Annotated in this window: 14 protein-coding genes and 1 tRNA gene; 1 reads left to right on the top strand and 14 read right to left on the bottom strand. The window is 65.0% G+C overall.

The window, feature by feature from the left end; genetic code table 11:
* Positions 1–174 precede the first annotated feature (174 nt).
* From IVB29_RS35900 to IVB29_RS35875, 6 genes are all read right to left on the bottom strand, one after another.
* Positions 175–558 (bottom strand): RidA family protein, encoded by a 384-nt coding sequence (locus tag IVB29_RS35900; RefSeq protein ID WP_247508141.1) that lies wholly within the window; start codon positions 556–558, stop codon positions 175–177.
* Positions 559–572: 14 nt separating this feature from the next.
* Positions 573–2,903, bottom strand: a complete 2,331-nt coding sequence (locus IVB29_RS35895; RefSeq protein ID WP_247508155.1) for an acetamidase/formamidase family protein — start codon at positions 2,901–2,903, stop codon at positions 573–575.
* Positions 2,904–3,037: 134 nt separating this feature from the next.
* A complete protein-coding gene (locus tag IVB29_RS35890; RefSeq protein WP_247508140.1) occupies positions 3,038–4,279 on the bottom strand; it encodes an acetamidase/formamidase family protein in 1,242 nt (413 codons plus the stop codon).
* Between the two features lie 43 nt (positions 4,280–4,322).
* Positions 4,323–5,945, bottom strand: coding sequence for an amino acid ABC transporter permease/ATP-binding protein (locus IVB29_RS35885; protein ID WP_247508139.1), 1,623 nt, complete (start codon positions 5,943–5,945; stop codon positions 4,323–4,325).
* Complete coding sequence (locus IVB29_RS35880; protein ID WP_247508138.1) at positions 5,945–6,826, bottom strand: ABC transporter substrate-binding protein; 882 nt, start codon at positions 6,824–6,826, stop codon at positions 5,945–5,947. The genes IVB29_RS35885 and IVB29_RS35880 overlap by 1 nt, the downstream gene beginning before the upstream one ends.
* A gap of 463 nt (positions 6,827–7,289) precedes the next feature.
* The gene (locus tag IVB29_RS35875; RefSeq protein ID WP_092031403.1) at positions 7,290–7,553 is read right to left on the bottom strand and encodes a hypothetical protein; all 264 of its coding nucleotides are present in this window, start codon (positions 7,551–7,553) and stop codon (positions 7,290–7,292) included.
* A gap of 262 nt (positions 7,554–7,815) precedes the next feature.
* Here IVB29_RS35875 and IVB29_RS35870 point away from each other — a divergent pair, with 262 nt between their 5' ends.
* Positions 7,816–8,022 carry a hypothetical protein gene (locus IVB29_RS35870; protein ID WP_247508137.1) on the top strand — a complete coding sequence of 69 codons (207 nt, stop codon included), beginning with the start codon at positions 7,816–7,818 and terminating at the stop codon, positions 8,020–8,022.
* A gap of 81 nt (positions 8,023–8,103) precedes the next feature.
* Here the strand turns inward: IVB29_RS35870 and IVB29_RS35865 are convergent, their stop codons facing one another.
* The 8 genes from IVB29_RS35865 to IVB29_RS35830 form a co-directional block, all read right to left on the bottom strand.
* Complete coding sequence (locus IVB29_RS35865; protein WP_247508136.1) at positions 8,104–8,250, bottom strand: hypothetical protein; 147 nt, start codon at positions 8,248–8,250, stop codon at positions 8,104–8,106.
* Between the two features lie 189 nt (positions 8,251–8,439).
* Positions 8,440–8,513: transfer RNA gene (locus tag IVB29_RS35860), tRNA-Cys, on the bottom strand.
* 153 nt (positions 8,514–8,666) lie between these two features.
* Positions 8,667–9,431: an outer membrane beta-barrel protein gene (locus IVB29_RS35855; protein WP_247508135.1), complete on the bottom strand. Its 765-nt coding sequence runs from the start codon at positions 9,429–9,431 to the stop codon at positions 8,667–8,669.
* 220 nt (positions 9,432–9,651) lie between these two features.
* Positions 9,652–10,404 (bottom strand): ABC transporter ATP-binding protein, encoded by a 753-nt coding sequence (locus IVB29_RS35850; protein ID WP_247508134.1) that lies wholly within the window; start codon positions 10,402–10,404, stop codon positions 9,652–9,654.
* A gap of 7 nt (positions 10,405–10,411) precedes the next feature.
* A complete protein-coding gene (locus tag IVB29_RS35845; protein WP_247508133.1) occupies positions 10,412–11,128 on the bottom strand; it encodes an ABC transporter permease in 717 nt (238 codons plus the stop codon).
* A gap of 186 nt (positions 11,129–11,314) precedes the next feature.
* A complete protein-coding gene (locus IVB29_RS35840) occupies positions 11,315–12,046 on the bottom strand; it encodes a tRNA-uridine aminocarboxypropyltransferase (protein WP_247508132.1) in 732 nt (243 codons plus the stop codon).
* Positions 12,047–12,083: 37 nt separating this feature from the next.
* Positions 12,084–15,188 (bottom strand): efflux RND transporter permease subunit, encoded by a 3,105-nt coding sequence (locus tag IVB29_RS35835; RefSeq protein ID WP_247508131.1) that lies wholly within the window; start codon positions 15,186–15,188, stop codon positions 12,084–12,086.
* Complete coding sequence (locus IVB29_RS35830) at positions 15,188–18,337, bottom strand: efflux RND transporter permease subunit (protein WP_247508130.1); 3,150 nt, start codon at positions 18,335–18,337, stop codon at positions 15,188–15,190. Before IVB29_RS35830 ends, IVB29_RS35835 begins: the two co-directional genes overlap by 1 nt.
* Positions 18,338–18,366: the final 29 nt, after the last annotated feature.

Below are 18,366 nucleotides of genomic sequence, written 5' to 3'. Positions count from 1 at the left end.
CCTAAGGCCGCCAACGACCAATTCTTGCTCAGCCTCGACGGGCAACACAAGGGATTGTACGGTGGGTTAGCGAAGCGTAACCTACCTCTTGGGTCTCCGCGGCAACAGACGTGGTGGGTTACGCCCAGCGCCTGCGCTTCGCGCAGCCGCAAAGCTAACCCACCCTATGAACTATCACGGCCGCCGGCACACCAGGTCGATCTCGATCAGCGCGTCATAGGCAAGGCCGGTGACGCCGACGCAGGTGCGGGCTGGCAGCCGATCCGGCGGGAAGAAGCTGCGATAGGTCTCGTTCATCGCGGCGTAATCCTCTTTGAAGCGCGTCAGGTAAATACGCGTCATCACGACGTGCTCGAGGCCGAGATCGAGGCCGGCGAGAACCACCTTCAAATTCTCCATCACGGCTTGCGTCTGCGCGACGATGCCGTCGGGCAATACGCCTGGCGCCTGCGGCGTATCCGGCATCTGGCCGGTGACGAAGACAAAGCCGTCGGTCTCGACGGCGTGGCTGAAGGGCGCAACCGGCTTCGGTCCGCCGCTGATCATGTGGAATTTCACGAGAGGTATCCTTGTTAAGTCGCGTCCCGAAACAGGCGCTTGCTGAGGATGGCGTGCACGCCCCAATTACCGTCGACGACCTGGGTGACGCCGAAATCGACGGCGGCCGACATCAGCGCGATCGCCTCGTCCTCGCTGAGACCCTTCACGTTCATCAGGAAGCGCCGCATTTTTCGGAACGCATCTTTCATGGCGAGATCGAGCGAGGACTTTGCGTAGACCTCGCTCTGGCCCTGCGCGCCGAACTCGGCGAGGTAGTTGGGGTGGCTGAAGCCGGTCAGCACCCAATCGGTTTCGGTCTCGATCAGCGGATAAGAGAGATCGGCGAAGGGTTGGCCTGCGAGGTCGGCCTTCTTGTGCAGGATCACCTCGAACGTGCCGGTCATCGAACATTCGATCGCGGTGCCGCTCAATTCGCCGTCGCCCTGGGTGGCGTGGGAATCGCCGACCGACAGCAACGCACCGGGCACCGAGACCGGAAGATAGACGCTGGACCCCTTCCCCAGCCGCCAATTGTCGAGATTGCCGCCGAAATAGGACGGCGGCACGGAGTCGACGAAATCGACCTCGCGTGGCGCCACCGCGATCACGCCGAAATGCGGCCGCAGCGGAATACGGATGCCGTCGAGCACGGCGTGGCGGCGCTTCACCGTGCCCGATACGACGGGAACGCCGGGATAGTCGTAGGTCGCGTGCACGACGCCGAACGGATCGGTCTGCGGCTCCCAGCGGTAGGAATAAAGCGCGCGGGCGTGGGGCTCCCCGGGGTCGTTAAAAATCTCGTAGATGGTGACGATTTCGCGCGGCTTGGGGCCGCCGAGAAACTCGTTGTAGTGATAGCCCCACCACGCCGCGACCGAAGAGCCGAACACGCGTCCCGCATGGTTCGGACTGCGGCTTGCGCGCGGCACGATGTCAAGGATGCGCACCTCCAGCACGTCGCCGGGCTGGGCGTCCTTCACCGCCACCGGGCCCGTGCAGATGTGCACGCCAAACCCCTCGCCCGCACCGCGGCCGAATACGCTGGCATCCATTGGCCCGGCGCCGCGGCGATCGACGTTCTTCTTCTCTCGCGTCCAGCCGAACACGCTTTCGGCGCCGGCATCGCCCGCAATCATCATGTCGGGGGCGTCGGAGGCGTGCTGGGTCAGCGTCTCGATGGTGATGGTATCGCCCGAGGCGATCTCGATCTGCGGCGACAGTGAGCGGCTGAAATAGCCCCAATGAATGCGGCTGGCCTCGACCGGGAGGTGATGATGCCTGCGCTCCGTTGTGGTCCGTTCTTCGGCGCCGGCACAAGCGACGCCGTTGCGGGCCTCCACGCTCTGATGCGTGCGCAGCTGCGCCAGCGCCTCCTGCGGCCAGCCGCGCTGGCCGGCGACGCCGTGCTGCAACGTCGCCCGCTCCGCCTCCTGCTGACGAAATTCGCGCGGCGGCAGGCCGAAGCGATGGCGGAAAGCGCGGCTGAAATGCGCGGAGTCGCCAAAGCCATAGGCGTAGGCGATTTCCGAGATCGAGCGATGCGCTTCAACCGGATTGGACAGATCGGCCCAGGCACGCTGGAGCCTGCGCTCGCGGACATAATGGGTAAAATTGTCGCCGACCGTCTCGAACAGTTTTTGCAAGTAACGCTCGGAAATCCCCTCGGCCTGCGCGACGCGCGCCGGCACGAGATCGGGATCGTCGAGCCGGCGTTCGATGGTCTGGCAGATCCGGTGCAGGAGCGCTGCCTGCGTCGCGCTCGACCCGGCATCGGACGTCGAGGCAGCCAGCTGATGCGCAAGCGTCAGGAGCAGATCGACCAGGCCTTGCGCGACCGCATTCCATTCGCCATCGCTCAAATTGTCGAGCGTGCGCGCCGTCGCATCCAGCAGCCGCGCGAATACGTCGGAGAAACCGCTTGGCGCGACAACCCGGGGCTCGCCGATCCGCGGCTTGCCCGAGAGGCGGCCGTGCAGCGCGCTCGTGGTCACCGACAGCACGATCGCGCGCATGTCGCGCTGGAACACGATGCTCCAGTCCCCGCTGCGCGGCAGCAGCACGAGATGGCCGACGGGAACGATGCGGTGGCTGCCGGCGCTTTTCAGCACCATCCCGTCCTCGAGCGGCATCAGCGCGATCGGAAGGTCTTCGTTTGCTTGCGGGAGGGGGCCGACGCTCTGTGCCCCCGCGGCCATCCGCGTCAGCGCAACACCCACGGCGTGACGATGCGACGCCGTTGCGTGCCCGTCAAAGAAAGAGTGGCCACCCGCCGGTTGCAGGCCGACCGCGGCCAGCACGTCCCGCCAGGCTTCCGGGCGGTCGTCTTGCGCATAGGACTCGCTCGTGAAGGGACGGAAGCTCATCGGATCGACCCAGATTGCGGTCGATCGAAGCAACCTCTGTGCCAGACGAACGCGCTCATCCGTCGCAGCGACGGGACGCAGATGATCTTCCTTGTTCACGCCCTCACCCCGAAAACGGAATATCCCTCAATGCATTAGTCGCACCGAAACATGTTCTTGCGGATCGTGCCGTGGACGCCCCAATTGGCGTCGACGACCTGGGTGACGCCGAAATCGGCGCCGACCGAGAGCAGCGAGATCGCTTCGTCCTCGCTCAGGCCATGCACGGTCATCAGGAACCGGCGTAGTTTACGGAATGCATCGCGCATCGCACGGTCGAGGCTCGAATGATTGGCAATCTCGGTTTGCGCATCCGCACCGAGCGTGGCGAGATAGTTCGGATAGGTGAAGCCGTAGAACGACCAGGCGTGATCGGTCTCGAGCATGGGATGGTCGAGGCCTTCGAGATGGGTGCCCGCGAGATCGGCCTTCTTGTGCAGGATGAATTCGAAATCGCCGGTCAGCGAGGTCTCGATCGCGGTGCCGCCGAGTTCGCTGTCGCCTTGGGCGGCGTGGGGATCGCCGACCGAGAAATAGGCGCCCGATACCGCGACCGGATAGAACATCCGCGCGCCCTTGCCGATGCGCCAGTCGTCGATATTGCCGCCGGTATAGCTGGGCGGGATCGAGCTGACGAAATCGGCTTCCGAGGGCGCAAGGCCCATGGTGCCGAAATGCAGCCGCGCCGGCACCTTGACGCTGGAGAGGATGTTCTCGCGCTTCCTGATGGTGGCGTGATCGACCCGGACGCCGGGATAGTCGATGGTCGGATGCACGATGCCGTCGGGGTCGGTTTGCGGCGTCCAGACGTAGTTGTAGACGGCCTTCGCATAGGGCTCGCCCGAGGTGTCGAGCTCGAAGATGGTGACGACCTCGCGCGGCTTCGGCTCCTCGATCAGGTCGTGATAGTGAAAGCCCCAGTTCGCCGCGACATTGGAACCGAAGCAGCGGCCCGCATGGCAGGCGCTGCAGCTCGGCCGCGGCCTGATATCGAGGATGCGGACTTCCAGGATATCGCCGGGCTCGGCGCCCTCGATCGCGACCGGTCCGGTGAGGAGATGCACGCCAATCCCCTCGCCCGCGCCGCGGATGAACGGGCCTTCGGTCGGACCCGAACCGCGACGCGCCACCGCCTTGTGCTCGCGGGTCCACTGGAACACGCTCTCGGCGCCGGGATCGCCGGCGATCATGCGCTCGTAATCGTCATTGGCATGATGGGTCAGCGTCTCGATGGTGGCGCGATCGCCGGAGCGCAGCGTCAGCGCCGGAGCGACGATCTTGGAGAAATAGCCCCAGTGGACGGTCTTTGGCGAAACCGGCAGCGTGACATGCTTCATGAGATGGCCTCTTCGGGAGTCTTGAACCTTGCGGATGCGGCGCTCATCGGACCGCCTCCGGCGTCTTGTCGGCTTCCATCACGCTGAGGAAACGCGCGGTCAGCGGATTGCGCGGATTGGAGAGCACCTCATGCGCAGGCCCCTCCTCGATGATCGCGCCACCGCTGAGGAACGCGACGCGGTCGGCGACCTCGTCGGCGAAGCGGATCTGGTGGGTCGAGATGATCATGGTGAGGCCGTCGTCGATGGCGAGGCGGCGGATCACCTCCAGCACCTCGTTGACGAGTTCGGGATCGAGCGCCGAGGTCGGCTCGTCCAGCAGCAGCACGCTCGGATTGGGCGCGAGCGCGCGGGCAATGGCGACACGCTGCTGCTGGCCGCCGGAGAGATGACGAGGTAACGCGTCCGCACGATGCGTCAGGCCGACGCGGTCGAGCAGCTCGGTGGCGCGGCGGTCGGCATCGATGCGGGTCATGCCGTGGACCCAGCGCAAGGGGCCGGCAATGTTCTCCTTCGCCGAGAGATGGGCGAACAGATTGAATTGCTGGAACACCATGCCGACGCCGACGGTCGCCCGCTCGTTGGCGATCGCCCGGGGTGACAGCAATTTGCCGTCGTCGTCAAAACCGAGTCGGCGGCCGCCGACGCGCACCGTGCCGCCGTCCCAGCTTTCGAGATGATTGATGCAGCGAAGCAGCGTGCTCTTGCCGGAACCGCTGGGCCCGAGCAGCGCGACGACTTCGCCGACGCGGACGGTGAGATCGAGGCCGCCAAGCACCTTCTGCGCGCCGTAGCTCTTGCTGAGATCCCTGGTCTCGACCGCGATGTTGTTGCGCGCAATCGTCGCGGCACGCCGGGTACGTTCCTCGCGGCTTAGTGCCAGCGGCGGTGTGTCGGCAGGCTCCGTCTGTACAGGCTCGGGATCGGCGACGGTCGCCTCAGCGAGTTCAAGCTTGGTCGTGAGGTCAACGCGGCGCCACGGCAAGTAATCGGCGAGCTTGCGCTGGCGGCCTTTTGCCCGGTCGAGATCGAGCAACCATTCGACGAACAGCTGAATGATGCTGATGGCGAAGGTCAGTACGAGATACAGGAGACCCGAGGCGAAGAAGATCGAGAAGAAATCGAAGGTCGAGGACGCCAACTGGGTCGAGCGCAAAGTCAACTCCTGGACCGCGACGACGGACGCCAGCGAAGAGTTTTTCAGCGCGCTGACGGCCTCGTTGCCAAACGCGGGGATCATGGTGCGGATCGCCTGCGGCGCGATCACCCGCCACATCAGGATCCGCGGCGTCATGCCGAGCGCCTGCCCTGCCGTCACCTGCCCGCGATCTACGCCGAGCACGCCGGCGCGGAGCATCTCCGCGATGAACGGCGCCTCGTTGCAGGCGAGCGCGAGGCCGGCGGCCAGCACTGCCGGCAGCTTGATGCCGATATGCGGCAGCGCGTCGTAGGCGAACACCATCTGCAGGATCAGCGGCGTGCCGCGGAAGATCACGGTGTAGGCCCTGGCGACCGCCGCCAGGACCCAGAAGCGCGAGAGCTGCATGCCGGCGAGGATCAATCCGAGGATCAATCCGCCGCCGAGCCCGAGGGCAGTCACCTCGAGGGTGAGCTCGATGCCCTCGAGCAGATACGGCATGCTCAGGTAATGGAGGAACAGCGACATCAGTCAGCCGTGAGAATGTCCGGCTCCTTGAAATTACCCACATCGAGCCCATGCTTCTTCAGCAGCTCCATGTGCGTGCCGGCCTTCTGCACCTCGATCAGCGCGGCCATCACGGCGTCGCGGAATTTCGGCTTGTCCTTGGGCACGGCGATGCCGACCGAATACGGGATCGTCACCGCGGTCGCCTTCTCCAGCTTGTCCGGATAGGCCTTCACCGCGCTGTCGACGGTGTTGACGTCGTTGACATAGGTGTCGGCACGGCCGGCGAGGATCGCCTGGATGCAGTTGGCGTTGTTGTCATAGAGCTGGACGGTCGGCTCGGGCTTGCCGGCCTTCTTGCACTCCGGCATCAGCGCCTGGATCAGGGGGACCTCGACATAGCCGGTGTTCTCGGCGGCGGCAGCACCACACATCGACATGTTGATGCCGTTGATGCCCTTCGGATTGCCCTTGGCGACCAGCACGCCGTCGAACACCTTCGAATAGGTGATGAAGTCGGCGGCCTTGGCGCGTTCCTTGGTGGCATAGATGTCGGAGATCACGATGTCGGCTTGTCCTGCGGACAGCGTGGTCAGGAGCGCCGCAAACGTCACTGGCTTGTAAGTCAGTTTGAAGCCGAGACATTCGCCGATGGCTTCGCCCAGATCGATGTCGAAGCCGATATATTTGCTGGGATCCTTCGGGTCGATCGTCTCATAGCCCGGCGTGTGCGGGTTGATGGCGTTAACGAGCGTCTTGCCCTTCCAGTCGGGATATTTGTCCTGGAGCGCGGCGCAGGCGGCAGGCGCTGCGGCCTGCGCACTCAGCGGTGCGGCCGCGACGAGACCTAAAGCGATGGCCGCGCCGAGCGTGACGTTGCGCCATGGCAACGCGCGCGACATCCCCCGTGTCTGGGGCAATACCCGTCTCTCCATCGTCCCGCTCCTTCGAATTGCCATGGCAGTGGCCATGTTCCAAATCTCGGGAGGAAGCCTAGGTGGAGTGCGGACGAGAAAGCTTGTCCGCGGGCGTACAATAAATTGGATGGAGGGGGCCCGCGATTTGGGCAGGCGGCTGCACAAAAACTGTTCGCAGGCGCCGGACGCTGCGGCACGCGATTCCGAATTCGGGAGAACCAAATCATCCTGGACCGCGCAAGCAACTGCGCGATAGGCGAATCATATGATGAAGTTATTTGACAGAGATATGACGTCTTCTGACGGAGATGCGACGCCGGCCGACGTATCTGCGGCCGGCATCCACAGCAATCCACAGCCTGTCCGCAGCATATTCACAGGCCGATCATGCCGGATTCGCCAGCCCGCGCAGGCCACTTGCTGCGCACAAATCCACAGGCCAGCTATGTCAGCCGCCGGCCTGATCGAACACGGTGCGGCAAGCCTCGCTCAAGCTTGACCGGTTACGGCGCAGGCACGCCGTGATGGCGCGGACGTTGGGAATCTCGCCGGCGCAGAGCCGGTAGACGTCGGGCGTGCAGGCCCGGCGCTGCTCGGGGGTTCCCTGCTGCGCCTGGGCGGCGGTGGCGAACAACGTCAGGAACAGCCCGACCGTCGAGGCGCGGCGCGCCCGGCTCTTCAGACCTGCGAACCGCAAGAACCTTGCCTTCATGACGAAGTCTCCTGTCTGCCCTGCCCATCCCCGGCCTGCATTGGCCGGGTGTCCCGAAGGCGTAGGAGAAATAAACCGCGGGAGATGTGACCTCTTTCACACTAGGGGCAGCCGGGCGGACCGTAGGGTTCCCGCGGGGATTTTTACAAATCGTTAACCAATCGGGCCCGGATCGGGCGATCGTTAAAATGCGAACGATCGGCTCAATCGGGTAACAAACCGGCTTTGCGACATTGCGCCATCCGCGTTGTGCGAGGGTGTGATGAGCGAAGCCGAATTCAACTTGCTGCTGGATACCGTCCGGGACGCCATGATCAACGAAGATTTCGCGCCACTGCCGGAGGAGGAATTCACGCCCCGCTCGTGGTCGTACGCCGCAACGCCCCAGGAAATTCTAAGGGCCGCCAATGACAATGAGGGCGCCTGGCCCCTGCTGCCGTTTCCGGACGGCTGGTACGCGGCCTGCTGAGACCACTTTCGACGTCGACCGATGCGCCCGCTCCAGCGGGCGTTTTGCTATCGGCCTTGCGCTGGACCGGCGCGGCCGCGATCAGGTCTTGACGCGCTCCTCGCCGTCCTGCGGCGCCCGGTCGGGTACGGCCGGCGGGAAGATGCTGTCATAGATCGCGCGCGCCTCGGCAATGAGGCGAGCCCGCTCCAGCTCGGGTTTCGGGATAAGTCGGACGATTTCGCCCACGTGCTCTCCAGCGCTCGTTGATGGGACATGCATCACTTCGCAGATGCGAAGACTATGCCATTGAGCCTGAATCGCTGGTTTCCGCCGAGCCCCGGGCAAACCCGGTGTGCGCGGCCACAGGCATCGCCCGCGCGCGCCATTGAACCCGCGTCGCAATCGAATATGTGCCGAGATATCAGGAGCTTGCGATGGAGGCCACGTCGGGACTCGAACCCGAGTAAACGGTTTTGCAGACCGGCGCGTAACCACTCCGCCACGTGGCCCCAACGAGGGCGGAGCAATATAGGGGATCAAGGGTTTAGGCAACCGCCTTCGTTCGACTTGCGCGGCCGACACGTGACCGCTTGATGGCCGCAGCCGAAAACAAAGAAGCCCCGCTAAGCGGGGCTTCTCCGTGAACGAGAGCGAAGAGACGATCAGTACCTTGCGACGACGGGGCCGCCGAACTTGTAGTTCAAGCCGACCTTCGCGATCGAAAGCTTGTTCTTGAAATCGACATTTGCCGTCGCGGGAACACCGGCGAAAGGAGAGAAGTCCAACGCGGCGTTCTTCTTTTCGAAGTCGATGTAGTCGTATTCGATGAACGCGCTCCAGTTGTGGTCGAAGGCGTATTCGGCGCCCAAGCCCAGCACCCAACCCAATGCCGTGGTGCTCGTGCCGACGGACCCAGCGCCAGGCCCGAAACCGCCGGGGACGCTGAGGCTGTGGTCGGTGTGCATCCAGGCCGCGCCACCCTTCACGTAGACGAGGGTGCGATCGCCGACCACGCCGCCGATCCGCCCGGTCACGGTAGCCAGCCAATCACTCTTCGCCGTGCAGGAAGCGGCGCCGCCCAGACACGGCGTCGTGCCCTTCACGTCCATTCCCGCAATGTCGCCCTGGACGCCGAAGACAGCCCAGCCGGACTGGAAGTTGTAGCCGGCCTGGCCGCCGCCGAGGAAGCCGCTACGGCTGTTTTGGGCGATGGGAAACCCGCCCGGAATCGCGCCGCCGGGGCTGACCGCAGTCAGCGTCGACTCCGTGGTGCCCCAACCGGCGCCGACGTGGCCGCCGATATAGAACCCCGTCCAATTCCAAACGGCCGCCGGCGCAACATACGGCGCCTTCATGGCCATATCGGCTGCAAAACCCATCGAGGTGGAAGCCAAGAGAATGGCGGCGGCAGCAAGATGAACTTTCATAAAAACCTCCAATAGAACGACTGAATTTCCACAATCATGTTGATACCCGTACATCTACGGTTCTTGATCCGGAACCAATAGTGCGAAAAAGCCACACCGCCCAATGTTTGGGCTTCTGGATACAACGATCGTGAGGCCTGAGGCGCCGCAGCAGGCGCAGCGCGACGAATGCCCGTTCGTGTCTTTGGCTGCGGCAGGGCCCCGAGCGCGCGCGGACGGATTACCTTCCGGCGCTCGCGAGATACTGGCCCAGAATCTCCTCGGTCGCACCCGCGGCAACGATCCGCCCTTCCCGCAACAGGATCGCGCGATTGCAGGTGCTCTTGATGAGATCGACGTCGTGCGAGGCCAGCACCAGGATGCCGGCACGGGCGACGATCTCGTCGAGCCGCTCCCTCGCCTTCTTCCGGAACTGCTGGTCGCCCACGCCGATCCATTCGTCCAGCAGCACGATCTCGCCTTCGACAGCGGTCGCGACCGCAAAAATCAGGCGCAGCATCATGCCGCTGGAATAGGTGCGCAGCGGCAAGTCGAGCCGGTCGCCGAGCTCGGTGAACTCGGCGATCTCCGCCCGCCGCGCATCGATCTCGGCGCGCCGCGCGCCGATCACGAGCCCGCGCCGGATGATGTTCTCGTAGCCGGTCGCCTCCTCGTCGAAGCCGGCCGAGAGGTCAAACAGCGACAGGCAGCGGCCGTTGACGTCCACACTCCCCGCGGTCGGGTGATAGATGCCCGCGAGAACCCGCAGCAGCGTGGTCTTTCCGGCGCCATTGGCGCCGATGATGGCAAGCCGGTCGCCGGCGCGGATGTCGAGGCTGATGTCGTTCAGCGCGGAGACGATGTGCGGGACTGCTCCTGTCCTTCGCAGCGTCACCGCGCTGACGAACCGGCTGCGGAGCGAGCGGTCGCGAAACGACAGCACGGGGAAGGTCACGGCGACGTTGCGGAGCAGGATATGGGCAGCGAGGCTCATGCGTGCCTCACAGCCAATACGCCAAGCGATGGCGGTATCTTGCGTAGCAGCCGAGGCCGATCACGGCCACGATAGCCGCGTAGACGATTCCGAGCAGCCATTGCTCCGGATCGGTCGGCTGCGACAGCAGCGGCCTGCGCACGAGATCGAGCAGCGTCGCGAACGGATTGGCGCGGGTCAGCCAGGAGAATGCGGTGCCGCGCACGGTCTCCTCGGTCCAGATGATCGGTGTCAGGAAAAAGATGAATTGCAGGCCGCTGACGATCGCGGAGCCGATGTCGCGAAACCGCGCGCAGAGCATGCCGAGCGCGACCGAGCCACCGAGGAGGACGATGACCAGGATCGCAAAGCCGGGCACCGCGAGCAGCATGGTCCAGTGCAGCGGCCACGGCATCACGATATAAAGCAGGACGACGATCGCCAGATGATGCGCGAAGATCAGGACGTTGCGCGCGATCATCTGGAGCACGTGCACGACCAGCGGCGCCGGCACGGCCTTGATCAGGTGGGCGGAGGCCACGAAGATGCTGGATCCCTCCTGGAGCGTCGTTGCGATCAGGGTCCAGACGATCAGGCCGACGGCGAAGGGCGGCAGGAAGCCCGCGATGTCCTGCTTGAACAGGGCCGCATAGACCGTACCGACGCTGGCGATGGTCGCTGCGAGGGTCAGCGTGATCCAGAGCGGGCCGATCACGGTGCGCCGATAGCGCAGCGAAATATCCATCAGCGCGAGCGTGCCCCAACGATCGAGCCGCGTCGCCTGGGCCAGGATCTCCTGCGCTGCGAGCTGAATTCGACTGCCCCTTCCGGTATTCCGATGCTGCGCCAGAATAGCAGGCTTATCGGCCGGTCGTCTCTATCCGGCCGCCTGCCGTGGAGCAATCAACCGTACGGATGAAGACGGCCGAAGTCAGGCGCGCTTGCCGCGCCGAACACCGCGTCGGCGGTCCTTGACCGCCGGTTTGGGCGCCAGTTCCGGCATCTCGGCCTGGACCTCGCGGTAGCGTGTTAACATCCGTTCAAAACTGGCGTTCAGGGTCTCGCCGATATCGGGACGCCGCTCCAGGCCGGCCAGAATCGTCGCGGCCGCCTCGATGGTCGAGAGGCCGTCCTTTCGTGGCTCCTTGCGCAGGCGTCCGTAGCGCGAGGGGGCTTGTGGATTGAGGATCACGCGCTGGCATTTCAGCATCCAGGGATTGCGCCACCACAACGCCTTGGCCTGGCTCCAGGTGCCGTCGAGCAGGACGACACCTTCGAGCTTGCCGAGCAGCGCGCGCTGGTTCTCCGCGATCTCGCCCTTGCGGTTGAGCGCGACGATCTCGGCCTCGGCCTCGAGATCGGCCGCCTTCGCCGAGCCGAGATAGAGCACGGCCCAGTGCGAGGCGTTCTCAATCGGCTGCCCCAGCGCCTTTGACAGGCTGGGCCAGGACAGGCCGACGCGGAGCGTGGCATTCCCAAAATGCTGCGCCAGCAGCCGCGCGGTGCCGAGCGCCCTGTCCTGCTCCTGCGGATGCTGGAGGATCAGGAGGCCAAGGCGATTTTTGACCGGCGTGACGCTGTCGCAGATGCACAGCGGCATGGGCTTCTGGCAGTGCGGACATTCGGGAATCGGCTCGGGCGCGGCGGCTGTGGGGTTCGACATGGTCGCCGCTATACGCTTTGCGAAGGCCGTCAACAACCTATTCCGCCGGGGCGGCCACCGGGCGCGGCTCGGATCGCCGCCGCAGGCGGTCGATCAAAAGGTAGATCACGGGCGTGGTGTAGAGCGTCAGGATCTGCGAGACGAACAGGCCGCCGATGATGGTGATGCCGAGCGGACGGCGCAGCTCCGTGCCGGGGCCGGTCGCGACCACCAGCGGAATGCCGGCGAACAGCGCCGCCATGGTGGTCATCAGGATGGGTCGGAAACGCGCCTGGCAAGCCTCGAAGATCGCCTCCGCCGAGGACAGCCCGCGCTGGCGCTCGGCGTCGAGCGCGAAGTCGACCATCATGATGCCGTTCTTCTTGACGATGCCGATCAGGAGGATAATGCCGACGAAGGCGATCACCGTCAGCGGCGTGTTGGTGATCTGCAAGGCGAGCAGCGCACCGAGGCCGGCGGACGGCAGCGTCGAGATGATCGTGAGCGGATGGGCGAGGCTCTCATAGAGCACCCCGAGCACGATATACATCGCCACCAGCGCGCCGAGGATCAGCAGCGGCTGGCGGCCGCTGGTCTTGGCGAAATCGCCGGCATTGCCGTCAAAACTGCCGCGGATTCCTTCCGGCATATGCAGCTCTTCGACGGCACGCTGGACGTTTTGCGTGGCGGTCTGCAGCGGCACGTCGGGCAACAAATTGAACGACACCGTGGTCGAAGGGAACGACTGCGAATGATAGACCGCAAGCGCGGCGAGCCCGCGCGTCACACGCACCACCGCAGACAGCGGCACCTGCGCGTCGCCAGAGCCCGCGACATAGATGCGATCGAGGTTGGACGGGTCGACCTGAAATTTCGGGTCGATCTCCAGCACGGTCATGTACTGGTTGCGCTGGGTGTAGATGATCGAGATCTGCCGTTGCGAGAAGGCATTGTTCAGCGCGTTGTCGATGTCCTGGACGCGAACGCCGAGGGCCGAGGCCTTCTGGCGGTCGATCGACAAGGTCAGTTGAAGCCCGCCGGGATCGCGGTCGCTGGAGATGTCGGTGATGCCCTCGACGCTCTCCAACCGCTTGGCGACGATCGGCGCCCATTTCTGCAACAGGTCGAGATCAGTCGAGGAGAGCGTGTACTGGTAGTCGGAATCGCTCTGCCGTCCGCCGGCGCGCACGTCCTGGGCGGCGAACATGAAGAGGCGGATGCCGGGCACCGGGAACAGCGCGCGCCGGAGACGGTCGATCACCACCTGCGTGGAAACGTGGTCGCGCTCCTCCGGCGGTTTCAGGCTGATGAACATGGTGCCGCGGTTGGAGGTCGGAGCCCCCGGCCCGCCTCCGCTGCCGACGGTCGAACCGATGCCGGCCACGGCCGGATCCTGCATCACGATATCGGCGAGCCGCTGCTGGAGACCGAGCATCGACTGGAACGAGATGTCGGCCGAGGCACGCGTCGCGCCGATCACGAAGCCGGAATCGTCGGTTGGGAAATAGCCCTTGGGGATCTTGATGTAGAGCGTCACCGTCAACGCGATGGTGGCGAAGAACACCAGGAGCGTCAGCAGCGGATATTCCAGCACGTTGCGCAAGCTGCGGGCGTAGAAGGTGACGATGCGCGACAGCGATCCCTCGATGAGGCGGTCGAACAGCGTTGCCGAGTCGGACGTGGTCTGTTTGATGTAATGGGCACAGATCATCGGCGTCACGGTGAGCGACACCACCGTCGAAACAAGGATCGCGAAGGTCAGCGTCAGCGAGAATTCGCGCAACAGACGGCCGACGATGCCGTCCATGAAGATCAGCGGCGTGAACGCCGCGACCAGCGACAGGCTGATCGAGACGACCGTGAAACCGATCTGCCTGGCCCCTTCGAGGGCGGCCTCAAGCGGTCGCATGCCGTGCTCGAGGTTGCGGAACATGTTCTCGATCATGACGATGGCATCGTCGACCACGAAGCCGACGGAGATCGCGAGCGCCATCAGCGACAGATTGTCGATCGAGAAGCCCGCCACCCACATGCCGGCGCAGGTCCCAGCCAGCGCCAGCGGCACCGAGATGCCGGCCGCGATCGTCGGCGTCAGCCGCCGCAGGAACACGAAAACAACGACCATCACCAGGATGGCAGTCGCAAACAACGTCCACTGCATGTCCTGCACGCTGGCGCGGATCGTGCTGGTGCGGTCGACCAGGGTGGAGATATCGACGCCGGCCGGAATCCACTGCTTCAGATCGGGGATCAGCGCCTTCACCCTGTCGACGGTGTCGATGACATTGGCATCGCCCTGCTTGGTGATCTGGATCAGCACGGCCGGCTGCTTGTTGAACCAGGCGATCGAGCGTGCGTTGCGGACGGAGTCCTCGATGTCGGCGACGTCGGAGAGCCGGACGAAATTGCCGTTCGAGCTCTTGACGATGATGTCGCGGAATTCCTTTGCCGTGCGCATCTGCTTGTTGAGCGCCAGCGTCTCGCTCTGGCGTTCGCCGTTGAAGATGCCGACCGGGCCGAGCGGGTTGGCGTTGATGATAGCGGTCCGGACGTCGTCGGTAGCGATGCCCGCATTCGACAGCGCCACGGGATTGAGCTGCACCCGCACCGCCGGCTGATCGGCACCGCTCACCGTGACGTCACCGACACCAGGGACCTGCGAGATGCGCTGCGCCAGGACCGTATCGGCGACGTCGTAGATCGCGCTCGCCGACAGCGTCTTTGAGGTCAAGGCGAGCACGAAGACCGGTGCGCCGGCTGTGTTCGCCTTGCGGAACCGCGGCAGCGTCGGCAGGTCGCTCGGCAGGTCGACCAACGCGGCATTGATCGCCGCCTGTACGTCGCGCGCGGCCTTGTCGACGTTGCGGCCGATGTCGAACTGGAGCTGGATGTTGGAGACGCCGAGCGAACTCGTCGAGGTGATCTGGTTGATGCCGGATATCTCGCCCAGCCGCCGCTCCAGCGGCGAGGCGACGGTTGCCGCCATCACCGACGGGTCGGCGCCGGGCCGGCTGGCCGAGACGAAGATGGCGGGAAAGTCGACGTTCGGGACCGAGGCAACGGGGAGGAACTCGTAGGCGACGACACCCAGCAGGAACAACCCGATCGAGAGCAGCGTGGTCGCGACCGGGCGGCGGATGAAGGGCTCCGAGATCGATGCCATTACTGCATCCCCTCGGTCGCGCCCGCGACCGGCGGGCCGCCGGATTCGGCCGGCGGCAGCGCCTGCTCGAGGCGGCGGTTGATACGGTCGAGCGCGAGGTAGATCACGGGCGTGGTATAGAGCGTCAGCAACTGGCTCAGCAGCAGGCCGCCGATGATGGAGATGCCGAGCGGAAAGCGCAGCTCGGCGCCGGTGCCACTCTCGATCGCCAGCGGCAGCGCACCGAACAGGGCCGCCAGCGTCGTCATCATGATCGGACGGAAGCGCAAGAGACACGCCTGCACGATCGCCTCGTTCGGCGACATGCCCTGCCCGCGCTCGGCCTCGAGCGCGAAGTCGATCATCATGATCGCGTTCTTCTTGACGATGCCCATCAGCAGGATGATGCCGATCAGGCCGATCACCGAGAGATCCTGCCCGCACAGAATCAGCGCCAGGATAGCGCCGACGCCGGCCGAGGGCAGCGTCGAGAGGATCGTGATGGGGTGGATGTAGCTCTCGTAGAGCACACCGAGCACGATGTAGATTGTGATGACAGCGGCGAGCAGCAGCCATGGCTGTCCCGCAAGCGCCTTAGAGAATTCGGCGGCGTCGCCGGCATAAATGCCCGCGATGCTGTTGGGCATCTCGATGCGGGTTTCGATCGTCTTCACGGCGTCGACGGCGTCGCCAAGCGCTGCGCCCGGCGCGAGGTTGAAGCTGAGCGAGATCGCGGGGAATTGGGCCTGGTGCGAGATCGCAAGCGGCGCGGTGGTGCGCTTCAAGGTCGCGACGGCAGAGAGCGGGACCTGCGCGTTGGGCGCGCCCGCAGTCGCGCTCGCCCCGCCCGGCAGGTAGAGTTTCGACAGGACCGAGGGATCGCGCTGGTACATCGGCAGCGCCTCCAGCACCACGCGGTACTGGTTGGCCTGGCCGTAGATGGTCGAGACTTGCCGCTGCGCGAAGGCATCGTTCAGCGTGTCGGTGATGCCTTGGAGACTGACGCCGAGCTGGCCGGCCCGCGTCCGATCCACGTCGAGCTGCGCCCGCAGTCCGCCTTCCTGCGCCTCCGAGGAGACGTCGCGGAACAAGGGATCGCGCCGCATCTCGGCGACCAGCTTGCGGGCCCATTCCGACACCAGCGCCGCATCCGTGCCTGTCAGCGTGTACTGGTATTGCGAGCGGCTCGACTGGGTCGAGATCTGCACATCCTGCACCGGCTGGAAATAAACGGTCATGCCGGGGATACCGGCCACCCGCTCCTTGAGCCGGGTCACGACCACGCTGACATCATCGCGCCGCTCGCCGCGCGGCTTCAAGGTCATGACGAGACGGCCGACATTGGTGGTCGGGTTGACCGAGCCCGCCCCGATCACCGAGACCACGCCTGTTACGTCGGGGTCGGCCTTGATGGCGTCGGCCGCCTCGGCCTGCCGCCTCTGCATTTCCGCGAACGAGACGTCGGCCCCCGCCTCCGTCACGGCCGTGATCGAGGCCGTGTCCTGGAGCGGCAGGAAGCCTTTTGGGGCGACGACATAGAGAACGAGAGTCGCAATCAGCGTGACGAAAGTCACGACCAGCGTGATGCGCTGGTGCTGCAGAACAACCAGCAGCGTCCGGTGGTAGAACTCGACGGTACGGTCGATGAAGCGGCTGATCGCGGCGAGCCCGGGTACCGCAAGCTCTTCATGGGCGTGCTTCAGCAGCCGCGAGCACATCATCGGCGTCAGCGTCAGCGAGACCACGGCCGAGGTCACGACCGCAATCGTCAGCGTCAGCGCGAATTCGCGGAACATGCGCCCCACGAGGCCCGACATGAACAGCAACGGGATGAACACCGCGATCAGCGACACCGTCAGCGAGATCACGGTGAAGCCGATTTCGCTGGCGCCCTTGAGCGAAGCCTCCATCGGGCCGTCGCCGTTTTCCATGTGACGGACGATGTTCTCGATCATCACGATGGCGTCGTCGACGACGAAACCGGTGCCGATCGTCAGCGCCATCAGCGACAGATTGTCGAGGCTGAAGCCAGCAAAATACATGATGCCGAAGCTGGTGATCAGCGACAGCGGCAGCGCCACGCCCGCGATCAGCGTCGCCCGCAGCGAGCGCAGGAACAACAGCACCACCAGCGTCACCAGGACGACGCTGAGGACCAGCGTGAATTGCACATCACGCACCGAGGCGCGGATGGTGACGGTGCGGTCAGAGACGATGGTGAGGTTCACGCCGGCCGGAATGGCGCGCTGGACTTTTGGGATTTCGGCGCGGATCTGCTTGACGACGTCGATGACGTTGGCGCCGGGCTGGCGCTGGATGTCGATGATGACGGCCGGCGAGCCCTGATACCAGCCGCCGGTGCGGTCGTTCTCGAGGCCGTCGACGATCTGCGCGACGTCGCCGATCGTAACAGGCGAGCCGTTGCGGTAGGCGATAATGATCGGCTTGTAGGCGTCAGCGGCGGCGATCTGGTCGTTGGCGGCGATGATGTAGGATTGCTGCGCGCCGTCGAGTGAGCCCTTCGGCCCGGAGACGTTGGCATTGGAGATCGCGGTGCGCAGATCTTCCATGGCGATGCCATAGGCGGCGAGCCGCGCGAGATCCGCCTGGATACGCACGGCCGGCTTCAGCCCTCCGAGCACCGAAACCCGTCCGACGCCGGAGATCTGGCTCAGGCGTTGCGCCAGAAGCGTGTCGGCGATGTCGCTCATCGCGCGCAGCGAGATCGTGTCGGAGCGCAGCGCCAGCGTCATCACCGGCGCGTCCGCCGGGTTCACCTTGGCGTAGGTCGGCGGGTACGGCAGCGTCTTGGGCAGCACGCCCGCCGCAGCATTGATCGCGGCCTGCACATCCTGGGTGGCGCCGTCGATGTCGCGGTTGAGGTCGAACTGGAGCGAGATCTGGCTGACGCCGAACGAACTCGTCGAGTTCATCGCCGTCAGCGACGGGATCTGGCCGAGCTGCCGCTCCAAGGGCGCGGTGATCAGCGAGGCAATCACGTCGGGACTTGCGCCCGGAAGCTGCGTCGTCACCTGCACGGTCGGAAAATCGACTTGCGGCAGCGCCGAGACCGGCAGCGCGAAATAGCCCAGCAGCCCCCCGATCAGCAGGGCAATGCCGAGCAACGAGGTCGCGATCGGACGGCGGATGAAGGGTTCGGAGACACCCATGGGATCTGCCTGCCGCTCAGGCGGCTGTT

Source organism: Bradyrhizobium sp. 1, assembly GCF_023073315.1.
Lineage (GTDB): Bacteria > Pseudomonadota > Alphaproteobacteria > Rhizobiales > Xanthobacteraceae > Bradyrhizobium.
This window is presented reverse-complemented; position numbering and strand designations above follow the sequence as displayed.